Origin of the sequence: Aliivibrio fischeri (assembly GCF_009727955.1) — a bacterium.
Lineage (GTDB): Bacteria > Pseudomonadota > Gammaproteobacteria > Enterobacterales > Vibrionaceae > Aliivibrio > Aliivibrio fischeri_A.
In genome coordinates, this window is sequence record NZ_WOBR01000004.1 from 479,605 (window position 1) to 491,626 (window position 12,022).

General features: G+C 37.8%; 15 protein-coding genes. 8 read left to right on the plus strand and 7 right to left on the minus strand.

The window, feature by feature from the left end:
- Positions 1 to 125 precede the first annotated feature (125 nt).
- Positions 126 to 1,391, plus strand: a complete 1,266-nt coding sequence (locus GNP81_RS05560; RefSeq protein ID WP_155674495.1) for a DEAD/DEAH box helicase — start codon at positions 126 to 128, stop codon at positions 1,389 to 1,391.
- 104 nt (positions 1,392 to 1,495) lie between these two features.
- Positions 1,496 to 1,948 carry a hypothetical protein gene (locus tag GNP81_RS05565; protein ID WP_155674494.1) on the plus strand — a complete coding sequence of 151 codons (453 nt, stop codon included), beginning with the start codon at positions 1,496 to 1,498 and terminating at the stop codon, positions 1,946 to 1,948.
- 76 nt (positions 1,949 to 2,024) lie between these two features.
- On the opposite strand, the gene GNP81_RS05570 is transcribed toward GNP81_RS05565, so the two are convergent.
- Positions 2,025 to 2,630, minus strand: coding sequence for an outer membrane beta-barrel protein (locus GNP81_RS05570; protein WP_155674493.1), 606 nt, complete (start codon positions 2,628 to 2,630; stop codon positions 2,025 to 2,027).
- A gap of 164 nt (positions 2,631 to 2,794) precedes the next feature.
- Here GNP81_RS05570 and GNP81_RS05575 point away from each other — a divergent pair, with 164 nt between their 5' ends.
- The 3 genes from GNP81_RS05575 to GNP81_RS05585 all read left to right on the plus strand — a co-directional run bounded on the left by GNP81_RS05575 (position 2,795) and on the right by GNP81_RS05585 (position 3,925).
- Entirely contained in the window at positions 2,795 to 2,956 is a 162-nt protein-coding gene (locus GNP81_RS05575) for a hypothetical protein (RefSeq protein WP_155672252.1), read from the plus strand.
- 62 nt (positions 2,957 to 3,018) lie between these two features.
- A complete protein-coding gene (locus tag GNP81_RS05580) occupies positions 3,019 to 3,471 on the plus strand; it encodes a YccF domain-containing protein (protein WP_155672253.1) in 453 nt (150 codons plus the stop codon).
- A 109-nt stretch (positions 3,472 to 3,580) separates the two neighbouring features.
- The gene (locus GNP81_RS05585) at positions 3,581 to 3,925 is read left to right on the plus strand and encodes a DUF4156 domain-containing protein (protein WP_155674492.1); all 345 of its coding nucleotides are present in this window, start codon (positions 3,581 to 3,583) and stop codon (positions 3,923 to 3,925) included.
- Between the two features lie 210 nt (positions 3,926 to 4,135).
- On the opposite strand, the gene nqrM is transcribed toward GNP81_RS05585, so the two are convergent.
- From nqrM to GNP81_RS05600, 3 genes are read right to left on the minus strand one after another with little or no spacing between them, the layout of a single operon-like run.
- On the minus strand, positions 4,136 to 4,333 hold the full coding sequence (nqrM, locus tag GNP81_RS05590) for a (Na+)-NQR maturation NqrM (protein ID WP_155674491.1): 198 nt from the start codon (positions 4,331 to 4,333) through the stop codon (positions 4,136 to 4,138).
- Complete coding sequence (locus tag GNP81_RS05595; protein WP_155674490.1) at positions 4,330 to 4,770, minus strand: NifB/NifX family molybdenum-iron cluster-binding protein; 441 nt, start codon at positions 4,768 to 4,770, stop codon at positions 4,330 to 4,332. The genes nqrM and GNP81_RS05595 overlap by 4 nt, the downstream gene beginning before the upstream one ends.
- Entirely contained in the window at positions 4,770 to 5,054 is a 285-nt protein-coding gene (locus tag GNP81_RS05600; RefSeq protein WP_011262024.1) for a DUF134 domain-containing protein, read from the minus strand. Before GNP81_RS05600 ends, GNP81_RS05595 begins: the two co-directional genes overlap by 1 nt.
- Positions 5,055 to 5,273: 219 nt before the next feature.
- Between GNP81_RS05600 and GNP81_RS05605 the strand changes: the two genes are divergently transcribed.
- The gene (locus GNP81_RS05605) at positions 5,274 to 5,618 is read left to right on the plus strand and encodes a hypothetical protein (RefSeq protein WP_005419470.1); all 345 of its coding nucleotides are present in this window, start codon (positions 5,274 to 5,276) and stop codon (positions 5,616 to 5,618) included.
- Between the two features lie 6 nt (positions 5,619 to 5,624).
- Positions 5,625 to 5,900 carry a nitrogenase-stabilizing/protective NifW family protein gene (nifW, locus tag GNP81_RS05610; RefSeq protein WP_011262023.1) on the plus strand — a complete coding sequence of 92 codons (276 nt, stop codon included), beginning with the start codon at positions 5,625 to 5,627 and terminating at the stop codon, positions 5,898 to 5,900.
- Between the two features lie 62 nt (positions 5,901 to 5,962).
- On the opposite strand, the gene GNP81_RS05615 is transcribed toward nifW, so the two are convergent.
- The 3 genes from GNP81_RS05615 to GNP81_RS05625 form a co-directional block, all read right to left on the minus strand.
- The gene (locus tag GNP81_RS05615) at positions 5,963 to 7,534 is read right to left on the minus strand and encodes an arylsulfatase (protein WP_155672256.1); all 1,572 of its coding nucleotides are present in this window, start codon (positions 7,532 to 7,534) and stop codon (positions 5,963 to 5,965) included.
- Between the two features lie 180 nt (positions 7,535 to 7,714).
- Positions 7,715 to 8,620: an AraC family transcriptional regulator gene (locus GNP81_RS05620; RefSeq protein ID WP_155672257.1), complete on the minus strand. Its 906-nt coding sequence runs from the start codon at positions 8,618 to 8,620 to the stop codon at positions 7,715 to 7,717.
- 68 nt (positions 8,621 to 8,688) lie between these two features.
- Positions 8,689 to 10,239 carry an arylsulfatase gene (locus tag GNP81_RS05625; protein ID WP_155672258.1) on the minus strand — a complete coding sequence of 517 codons (1,551 nt, stop codon included), beginning with the start codon at positions 10,237 to 10,239 and terminating at the stop codon, positions 8,689 to 8,691.
- A gap of 224 nt (positions 10,240 to 10,463) precedes the next feature.
- Between GNP81_RS05625 and GNP81_RS05630 the strand changes: the two genes are divergently transcribed.
- Positions 10,464 to 12,011 carry an arylsulfatase gene (locus tag GNP81_RS05630; RefSeq protein ID WP_155672259.1) on the plus strand — a complete coding sequence of 516 codons (1,548 nt, stop codon included), beginning with the start codon at positions 10,464 to 10,466 and terminating at the stop codon, positions 12,009 to 12,011.
- Positions 12,012 to 12,022: the final 11 nt, after the last annotated feature.

Sequence of the window (12,022 nt, forward strand, 5' to 3'; positions counted from 1 at the left end):
ATCGCAGTCGTGAAAGATCAATTGTTTTTAATGGCTACCGAATTTATTACGTAATTAATTCACTTAATCGCATCGAAATAGGCTAAAATGATCGGCTATTTTTTAGCTTTGAGTTCTTTATATACATGACCACTACGACAGCACCTGCCAATTTTACAGAACTTGGCCTTATTTCGCCTCTTTTAGCTCGTTTAACTGAGTTGGAATATCAACAGCCAACACCAATTCAAGCACAAGCTATCCCAAGCGTGCTTGCTGGACGTGATTTGATTGCAGGAGCAAATACAGGTTCTGGTAAAACTGCAACGTTTGCTTTGCCTTTATTGCAACAGATTGCGGAGCTTCAATCGAGTAAAGCGCAAGTGAGCAAAGGAAACTTTGTTACTGGTTTAGTATTAGTACCTACTCGTGAGTTAGCGAAACAAGTTGCGGATAGCATTAAGTCTTACGCTGTACATTTTAATGGTGCAATCAAAACCGTTTCTGTCTTTGGTGGTGTGTCTGTAAATACTCAAATGCTTGCACTACGTGGTGGTGCAGATATTTTAGTTGCTACTCCAGGGCGTTTATTAGATTTAATTTCAAGTAACGCAGTTAAGCTAGATAAAGTAAAAACGCTAGTGCTTGATGAAGCAGATAGAATGCTGAGTTTAGGTTTTACTGAAGAGTTGGCTGAATTATTAGCATTAGTGCCAAAGCAAAAACAAACATTACTGTTTTCAGCAACGTTTCCTGAAGAAGTTCAAACATTAACTCAAGCGTTATTGAATAACCCCGTAGAAATTCAATTACAAAGCGCAGATGCAAGCACCTTAGTTCAACGTGTATTTACCGTTAATAAAGGTGAGAAAACATCGGTTCTTGCTCATTTGATTCAAGAGAACCAATGGCGACAAGCGCTTATTTTTGTGAATGCTAAAAATGCGTGTAACCATTTAGCTGATAAGCTTGCCAAACGTGGCATTGCTGCGGAAGTGTTTCATGGTGATAAAGGTCAAGGTGCTCGTACTCGTGTTCTTGAAGCATTTAAAGCGGGTGAGATTGATGTTTTGATCGCAACAGATATTGCAGCTCGTGGTTTGGATATTGAAAAACTGCCTGTTGTGATTAACTTTGATCTACCAAGAAGCCCAGCAGATTATATGCACCGTATTGGTCGAAGTGGCCGTGCAGGTGAAGTTGGTCTAGCATTATCTTTGATTGATTACGAAGATTATCATCACTTTAAAATCATTGAGAAGAAAAACAAGATCCGTCTTGAGCGAGAGCAAGTTGAAGGGTTTGAAGTCAATGAAGAGATCACTGAAGCACTTTTAGCTTCAATTAAGCCTGTCGCTAAGCCTGAGGGCACTGGCAAAAAGAACAAAAAGAAATACAAAGATAATTGGTAACTCTATACTGTTATATGAATAATCTAAAAAACACTCGACAGTTAAAATTTGTCGAGTGTTTTTGTTTTAATAAGGTTGTTTTAATTTTATAAGAGAGGATTGAGATGAAATATTGGTGGATTCTATTTTCATTATTTTTATTTGGTTGTAATGAAGAAGTCCATGAGATTCCAGATATTAATCAAGCAGTGTCATTAATATCTCAAGAAAATAAACCCAATTTTGATGTTGGTTATGTTGATTTAAATTCAGATGGATTTGATGATGCAATTGTAATGTTGAAAGGAATGAATTGGTGTGGCTCTGGTGGATGTACCGTATTAATATTTCAAAACACAGGTTCGGATTTTACATTCATATCTAAAAGTACAGTAACGGGTTTACCAATACGTATTGCTGAAACAAAAACGGGTGGATGGAACGATATAATCGTATGGTCAAAAGGAAAGGGAAGTGTATTAATGCGCTTTGATGGTGATAGTTACCCTAGTAATCCATCAGTGCAAAGTGTGGTAAGTGAAGAGCAAGAACTGAGCTCGAAAATTATCTTAGAGTGATAATAGTGTTATTTGATAATGGAGGAATACCATGTAGACCTCCATTTTGCCATTAATATCAATATAGCTAATTGAATTAGTGGAAAGAGAACTGCATACCTAATTGATATGTGATTTCACTCTCGATTCGTTCTGCATATTTAAAGCCTGCAACTAATCCAAAAACACGTCCAAATTGAAATACGTTTTTAATTCCCAAAGTATCTTTAGATTTATCTAAAAATTCATGTTGATAGGTTGCATCCAGTAGCCAGTGATTTGCTATTTGTGTTTTTACTCCGACTTTACAATAGCCGGCACCCTCTGAGTATGATTTTGAGTCACGTTCAGCATGGTAGTTTACCCAACCACAAGATGCAGGAACCGATAAGGTTGGTGTTGAGTAAAAAGCGTAACCAAGACCGGCTTTCCAAGTATCAACATCTGAACTGATTCTGGTTGCGAAATCGGCATACCCATCAAAAAAGACCTTATCTACAAGGTTTGCGTTAACATCAATATATAGGCCTCCTAGTGTTTTCTTCTCACCATTACTGTATTTATCGTTAAAATACGGTGATAGAGCTTCGGAAGAGTATTTAGCAGATTGAAAACCAATACCGATATATGAAAAATTATTGGCAATATTACTTGAAGCAAATGCTGGAACAGACAGTAGCGAAATTAATAGTAGTTTTTTCATTATAATTGTACCAAGTGAGTTATTTCTTTGGTGTATAACTTTGTCCAAGGCATGTTACTTTTGTATGTAATTTGATACAAGTGATTGAACTATTATTTAATGACAGGTTTCTGAGTAAATAGCGATATAATGTTATTTGAAATAAAAAGATTATTGAGACAAAAATGAGAAAATTCTATACAACGGAAGGAAATACATCTTCCAAAAAACAAAAAGAAGCTTATCCTGTTCTTGCGTTATGTGAACAATGTGTCACTGAATATACCGTTATCAGTGAAGGCGATAGAACGTATGATGAATGTGCCAAGTGTGGTGCAAGTGATTAACCACTTCATGAGTTTGTTATTGATTTATAGTAATAATCGTAGTTATAAGTTAAGGAAATAAAATGAGCGCAATTGGTAATTTAATTTGGTTCCTTTTTGGTGGCGTATTTATGGGGCTAGCGTGGTGCTTTTTTGGGATCTTAGCCTTTATTAGTATTATTGGTATCCCTTGGGGCCGAGCATGTTTTGTTATGGCAGGGTTCTCTTTCTTCCCATTTGGTAAAGAGGCAATTTACCGTGATGAATTAACACGTTCTGAAGATATCGGTACAGGTGGCCTTGGTTTTATCGGCAATGTTTTATGGTTTATTTTTGCTGGTTTTTGGTTAGCGCTTGGCCATGTAATGTCAGCTGTTGCTTGCTTTGTTACGATTATTGGTATTCCGTTTGCTATTCAGCACTTAAAATTGGCGGCGATTTCAATTGCGCCTATTGGTCAAACGATTGTAGATAAAGAAGTAGCTGCGGCGGCTCGTCGTGCAAATGGAGAAGCTGAAGCAAACAAGTGGCGATAATATAACAAGGTAGAGGATAATTTTTAATTAATCGTCTAGTTACTTATTACTTGCTATTGATACTTTTTTTACTAAAATCGCGCAACATTTATTCTGTAGTGATTATTTAATGAAAAAACGTATCATTAACTCAATGTTTGCTTTAACAACGTTGTTAACGGGCTGTGTTACTTTTCCGACTAAAGAGTCTGAAAAGGTCGAAGTTATTTGGGATGAAGTAAAAGTAGTTGAGAATTGCCAACGTCTGGGAATCGTTTTTGGTTCAGAAGGGCATTTTTATGATTACTGGCTACATGCTGATAAGGATATGGTTTGGGGAACGTTAAACCAAATGCGTATCAAAGCTGCGGCGTTAGGGGCGGATACATTGTACCTATACCAGTCTTTAGATTTTTCAAGCTCTGTGACCATGTTTGGTAACGCTTATTTATGTAATACCAATCGTAGTAAATAACTGATCGCTCTAGCTTGTTAAAATGCTCGATAACTACGTTAGAATTTTTGATTGTAGAATAACTACTTATCGAAAAATGCTGCCTTGTTCTCAAGCATTTTTCCTTCGCTATTTCTGATCACTTACTTACTGTGATTGGTATAATACAAAAGAAACGAAATAAAACGTTACCACATAAAGAAAGTGAAACTAGATAACTGGTTTCACTTTTTATTTGTCCGTTGGTTCTGAAATTTGATAAAGCTTGTGTTCATCACAAGTTGTTTCGCAATTACATACTTTATCAACACCAACATTATTTAATCCTCCGCAACTTCCTTGGATCTCTTTACGTCCAAAAATTACGCCTAATGCCATTAGCAGAATGACCAATATAAAAACGCCAAAAGTAATCAAAATAGTATTCATGCTATACATCCTAATACAGTGAATGCTTGTTTTAGTTGTAATGGTGCTGTTAACTTCGGCGTCATAACATTTTGTTTTTTGCTACAACAACCTTGTTTTGTATTTTTACAAGGTCGGCCTTGAGTCGCATCTGTAAGCTCAGGTAAATTTGTAAATGCAACGTTATTTAATGATGCATTACCTTTCGCATGAAATACTCGAATGTTCGATTTAAGTAAGTTACCAAGCATCTTTTGTCCAATGTTACGAACGACAAGAGCATCAATTTGTTGGCTTTTTAATAATGAGAGTAGTGATTTTTTTCCACCGCAGCCCGTATTATTCAGTGCTGGGTTTGGTGTTATTTCTGAATGCTCTTGATCCGTAAATAGAAACGATTCTGCTTTAGAAAAGTGTCCTGCGATACGACCATTTTGGTATGGAATAGCAAATTTCATTATTCAGTCTCCACTTGGAGCATTAAAGCCTGACCATTAACTAAACAACTGCTTACTTTAAATCTTGCTTGTTTCACAATGTTGCCGAAAGTCTGACGTGACACCATCATTTGATCGGCTGCGTCTTGTTGACTTAACCCTTCAAAATCAGCCAATCGTAATGCTTCTAATTCTTCAGCAAGTAATTGAACTTGAGGTAATTCTGTTGTTGGTACGCCATTAGGTTTGAAGCAACTGTATGGTGCTCTACTACAAATTCGACGACACTTTTTAGGTCTAGCCATCAATGCTCTCCATTAAATTTGATGAAAGTATAGGCTTATTACTGGCATATGCCAATAATTATTTTTGGCATATGCCATGAACTTGACAGCGAAGATTAAAAAACAATCATAGAAACGCATTTTTTTATTTTTGTGTAAATCACTTATCTGAGGGTAGCGACAAGAGGCAATTTATTCGTTAATATCGCCACAATTAAAATAAATAATTGGCTATAAAATATGAAAATATCTGTTGATGGTGGTTCGTTTAAAGTATCGATTGAAACTGAATTTGAAGGCTTAGTTTCAGAAGCGACAACTATCTTTGATGACACTCGTAATCAAGCTGGTTCAAATGACAGAGCGATTTTACGTTTTTTACAAATCATTATTGAAAACCGTGAAGATAATGATGCAATTGGTTATGCAACAATGGGTTTATTAGGCTGGTATAACGAGGTTATTTACCCAGTAGAAAATCAAGACATCGTATTAAATCTACCAAAAATTTTGCCGCATTTATTAAACCCGACAGGTGATTTAACAGCAAAAAGTGCAGCAGAAATGAACGCATTTAATCATTAATAAACGATGAACCAATCTACTATCCAACAAGTGATTGCGAATTTCACTTCGATTGAACAAGCACTTGAGCATTTTGAGATTGAGTTCGACAGTAAGTTTATTAATGAGTATCGAGTGCCATTAATGAAACGTTTTAATGGCAACTTGATTTTAGCAAAGCCTGACGATTGGTTTTCAGCTCGCCGAGCTCTTAAAAATGCGTATTGTAAAATACAAAGAGGGCGGCTAGACCCACATACACGTTCGGCGTGTCGTGGTTGCACAACTTGTCAGCGTCGCTAGATTCCAGATAGAAAAACGCCCCGAGTGAATATTCATTCGGGGCGTTTTAGTTTTAGATATTACTATTTAGCATTTAATTTATTCATTTGAGCTTGAAGCTTATCTAGCTGTTGCATTTTCGCTTTTAAGCCAAGTGATTGTGCACTGATAGCAGCAGGGTTCATTTGAGTACTCATTTGCATTGGGTAATCAGGTAGAGTATTAAAGAACTCAGCTAATACATCTTGCATTGGTACGAATAACCACATGTTATCTGCCATCCAACGTAAGTACATGCCTGATTCATGCGGTGCTTTTTCAAATGGGTCTGCACGTAGATGGATGATTTGAGGCCAGTTTGGTGACAAACGAACTGCATCAGAAATATTACCTTCCATTACCGCGAAGTTCAGTTTCCAATCTTGCCAGCGAACGGCATTCAACTCACCATTTGCTGTGAAGTAAAGCAGTGATTCACGAGGACCTTTATCTACTTTTCCTTCAAAGTATGGTTTGAAATCGTAACCATCGATATGAACCTTAAATTCTTTACCATTTGCTTTGTAACCTTTAGCAAGTTTTTCTTTTACGTTTGGAACACCGGCTGCATCAAGTAGGGTTGGAAGCCAATCTTGGTGTGCCATCATTTCATTGATTTTCGTTCCTGGTTTGATGGTTCCTGGCCAACGAACCAGTTGTGGTACACGCATACCACCTTCCCATGTTGTGCCTTTCTCACCGTAGAATGGGGTTGCACCGCCATCAGGCCATGTTACTGTTTCTGCACCGTTATCGGTTGAATAAATAACGATCGTGTTATCAGCTACACCAAGATCATCCAGTTTATCAAGTAGAACACCGACTTGATCATCGTGCTCAAGCATACCATCAGCATAAATACTTACGCCAGATTTACCTTGGTATTTTTCTTGTAGACGAGTCCAAACGTGCATACGAGTTGTGTTATGCCAGATAAAGAAAGGTTTATCCGCTTTTACCGCTTTTTCCATAAATGCTAATGAAGAATCTAAGAACTCTTCATCTGCGTGCTCCATACGCTTACGCGTCATTGGACCTGTGTCTTCTATCTTACCGTCAGCATAAGATTTAATTACACCACGTGGACCATAATTTTTACGGAACTCAGGATCTTTAGGATAGTAGTAAGTTTCTGGCTCTTCTTCGGCATTTAGGTGGTAAAGGTTACCAAAGAATTCATCAAAGCCGTGATTGGTTGGAAGGTGTTTATCTTGATCACCAAGGTGGTTTTTACCAAATTGTGCCGTCATATAACCTTGTTCTTTGAGTAGATCGGCAATGGTAGGAGCCCAATCAGGAATACCGTGATCAGAACCAGGCATACCGATGGTTAATAAACCTGTACGAAAAGGTTCTTGACCTGTAATGAAAGCAGCACGTCCAGCAGTACAAGATTGTTGGCCATAGTGATCAGTGAACAGTGCACCTTCATTCGCGATACGATCGATGTTAGGTGTTTTATAACCCATCATACCTTGGTTGTAGGCGCTAATATTCCAATAACCAACATCGTCACCAAAAATAGCCAGTATGTTCGGTTGTGATGCTGCCATTGCTGCACTAGAGGTGGCAAGCAGGCCAACTCCAACAGCAATCTTGCTTAAATGATTACCCATAAATAACTCCAAATAATAATTATAGTCGTGATTAATTCGCGATGATCATAAATAAATTTTTTTAAATCGTCGCTTTATAGACTTTATAACTAAAAGTTATCTTGTGTCCTATGTTGTTGAATTTATAGGTTTATTGTATTATTTAATGGCGTTTAAAGTTTGGGTGGATTGAGAGCTTTCTCAAAGAGTTTGAATTGGCAATTCATTAAAAATCTTAGAATAACGACTAGCGTAGCGTGACCAGCGGTACACATCACTCGCAATAGCAGCTTCAAAGACGGTTTTAATATCTGGTTGCTTTAAGGCTCGACGAAATGCAAAAAGTTTACTGATTTGTTCAAATTCTTTTGGAGTAAAGCCAATCGTTTCTTTGAAACCATTTCTAATGGTTTTTTCTGAAATATTTCGTTCTTTGGCTAATTTGTTGATGGCGTCGGTCGAGGACATTTCCATCATATAATCAATGCATTTAGGAATAAAATTGCGTCTTGGTAAACGGCTTCTTCCCATTAATGCTTGTCGACGCATTGGAATTGGATGTAAAGATAAAAGCTCAACAATATGCATCAGCAAGGTTGCACCTACATTTGAATGATTATTTGGGAACATATTGTTTGCATTACGAACAGCAGTTTTTAATTCTTCTGCGTGTTTTATATCAATACCAACAGGCACTAAGCTGCCGCAAAGTTGGTGAAACTGTTTGTTATCGGTATTGATATCGCATACTAAAATCGGACTTTTAGCTGGTATTTGTAAGCAAAATGGTTGCTGGCTTTTTTCTGAAATTAAAGCGAATTGATGCTCTTCACATAGAATGCCATTAAAAAGCATTCCGGTATTATTAACATCGAGTAATAACAATGTTTTTGGTTGTGATGTAGAAGGAAGGTGGAAACTGAATAACGTTAATGGATCAGGGCTTTCAAATAAGTAAAAATTTACATTATTTCGTTTTAGACATTTAAACGAGAAACAGGCGTTATTTAATGGAAAACTGAATTTTGTGATTAAGGCTTGCCCATGAAATATTGACCATAATTTCTCACTGAATTCATCGAATGTAAAGTTTGCATTTATCTGCATGGTTTTCACCTTGATGTATCTTATAAATAGCAAAATAGGGCTCATATGAGCCCTAAATCTTATTCATGTTATTTACTAGCGTTAGCTACTTTTTCCATGTTTTTCATTTGTTCCATTACCTTATCAACAGAGAAGCTTGGGATTTCTTGACGTGGTGGAAACTCTTTGAAGCTTTCAATCATTTTTGCTACTTTTGCTTGAGTAGGAACGAGTAAAAATACATGATCAAAAACCCATGAATCATATCCGAACCCTTGATCAGCTTTTTCATATGGGTCTACTTGCAGATCGAAGATCATAGGAATACGTAAGTTCGTAAACTCACGAGTCCATACTTTCCAACCTTGGTTTTCTTGGATCTTGAAGTGCATTTTCCAACGGCCATCACGCATAGCCAATAACTCACCATCATCAGACCAATAGAAGAACTCTTGACGAGCACTTTCTTTTGACTTTCCTGTTAAGTAATTAACTTGGTTATAACCGTCTAGGTGGTTTTTGTACGTTTTGCCATTATCCGCTTTGTAGCCTTTAAGTAGCTCTTGCTTAATGTCATTATTACCAGCGATTGCTGTTAATGTTGGTAGCCAGTCTTCACCAGCAAACATACCATTAAGTTTTGTGCCGGCTTTGATGTGTCCTGGCCATTTAATGACTGCTGGTACACGGAAACCGCCTTCCCAGCCTGTATTTTTCTCACCACGGAATGGACTGAAGGCCGCATCAGGCCATGTTGCATTCATTGGACCATTGTCAGTTGTATAAATGATAACAGTGTTATCACTGATACCGAGATCATCGACTTTATCAAGTAGGTCTCCGACAATATTGTCATGTTCAACCATGCCATCTGCATAATCACCAAGTCCGGTTTTTCCAGAGTTTTCGGCTTTGACGTGAGTTTTGATGTGCATTCGAGTTGCGTTGTACCAAGTGAAGAAAGGCTTGTCCGCTTTTACTGCTCTGGTCATAAAGTCCATTGCCGCATCCATCGTTTCTTCATCGACGGTTTCCATACGTTTACGAGTCAGAGGACCTGTATCTTCAATTTTTCCATCTGCGTATGAGTGAATAACGCCGCGAGGTCCAAAGTTTTTACGGAAGGTTGGGTCTTTAGGGTAGTCTGCGTTTTCTGGTTCTTCTTCTGCATTTAAGTGATAAAGATTACCAAAAAATTCGTCAAAGCCATGATTCGTTGGCAGCATGTCGTCACGGTCACCAAGGTGGTTTTTACCAAATTGACCAGTAACGTAACCTTGATCTTTTAAGGTTTGAGCTAGTGTAATGTCTTGTGCTTGTAAACCTTGTTTTGCTCCAGGTAATCCAACTTTAGTTAGGCCTGTACGAACGGGCATTTGACCTGTGATGAAGGCTGAACGACCAGCGGTACATGATTGTTGGCCGTAATAAGAAGTAAAGAGTGCACCATCATTTGCAATGCTATCGATATTCGGCGTTTGATAGCCGAGCATACCTTGGTTATAAGCCGAGATGTTTCCGTAACCAATATCATCACCAAAAATAACAAGGATATTCGGTTGAGCAGCAGCATGAGCTACTTGGATCCCTGATAAAGCAAGGCCTGTTGCAATGGCGGTTTTTTTAACTATTTTGTTCATCGCTATCTCCTGAAGGAATGATTTCAGTTCGATAATATTGGAAATAAAACGGCATTATGCTGCAAAAGCGGAAAAAACGATGTACTGAAATTGGTTATTAAGTTCATAACCAGTAGTTATGTACTTAAAAAGTAAAATTATTGTTGTATATTCCTTTGTTAGTTTTAGGTTTATGTACTATACCTTTAATGATGCTCTTTTTATCAATGGAAACAGGAGTTTATATGGAAGTCAAAAAAGGAACGAAGCGTAGATTAACAATACTAAGTGCAGTGTTAATGGGGGCTTCGGGGTATACATTAGCAGCAGAAAAGCCAAATATTTTGGTTATTTGGGGCGATGATATTGGTCAATCTAATATCAGTGCGTATACCTTTGGTTTAATGGGGTATAAAACACCAAATATCGATAGTATTGCTAAAGAAGGCATGATGTTTACTGATTATTATGGTGAGCAATCATGTACTGCTGGTCGATCAACTTTTATTACAGGACAAAGTGTTCTACGTACAGGTCTAAGTAAAGTTGGGTTACCTGGTGCAGATATCGGTTTACAAGCTGAAGACGCAACGATCGCTGAAGTACTTAAACCTATGGGATACATGACAGGACAATTTGGTAAAAACCATCTTGGCGATAAAGATGAATTCCTTCCTACAGCACATGGTTTTGATGAGTTTTTTGGTAACCTTTACCACCTAAACGCTGAAGAAGAGCCAGAAAATATTGATTATCCAAAAGATCCTGAATTCCGTAAAAAATTTGGCCCTCGTGGTGTAATTAAATCTTTTGCTGATGGAAAAATTGAAGATACAGGTCCTCTAACTCGTAAGCGTATGGAAACGGTAGATGATGAAACGCTTTCAGCAGCTATTGATTTTATGGGGCGAGCGGTAAAAGCGGATAAGCCATTCTTTGTATGGTGGAACGCAACTCGTATGCATTTTAGAACTCACGTAAAACCTGAGTTACAAGGTTCAACAGGTATCAGTAACTATGCTGATGGTATGGTTGAGCATGATAACCACGTTGGTGAACTCTTAAAAACAGTGGATAAATTAGGTATTAAAGATAACACCATTGTTTTCTACTCTACCGATAATGGTCCTCATATGAACTCATGGCCGGATGCGGGTACAACTCCATTCCGTAGTGAGAAAAATACAAACTGGGAAGGGGCATATCGTGTTCCTGCAATGGTTCGTTGGCCAGGAAAAATTGAACCGGGTGTAGTATCTAATGAAATTATGCACCACATGGATTGGCTACCAACTTTTGCCGCTGCTGCTGGTAACGATCATATTAAAAAGGATCTGAAAAAAGGAACCAAGCTTGGTAATAAGAGTTTTAAAAACCATTTAGATGGTTATAACTTCCTACCTTATCTAACGGGTGAAGAAGAGAAAGGCCGTCGTGAAGAAATCTTCTACTTCACTGATGATGGCGATTTAGCTGCCCTTCGTTATAACAAGTGGAAAGCCGTATTTATGGAGCAACGTGTGAACGGAACGCTTCAAATTTGGGCTGAACCGTTTGTAACATTACGTGTGCCTAAGCTATTTAACTTACGTATGGACCCATATGAAGTCGCTGATGTAACGTCGAATACATATTATGACTGGTTACTAGATCATGCTTATATGTTCGTACCAGCGCAAGCTTATGTAGGAAAATACTTAGCAACATTTGAAGAGTTCCCACCTCGTCAAAAAGCGGCAAGCTTTAGTCTTGATCAGGTAATGGAAAAACTTCAGCAGCCTCACAGTAAGTAATTTAATTTATC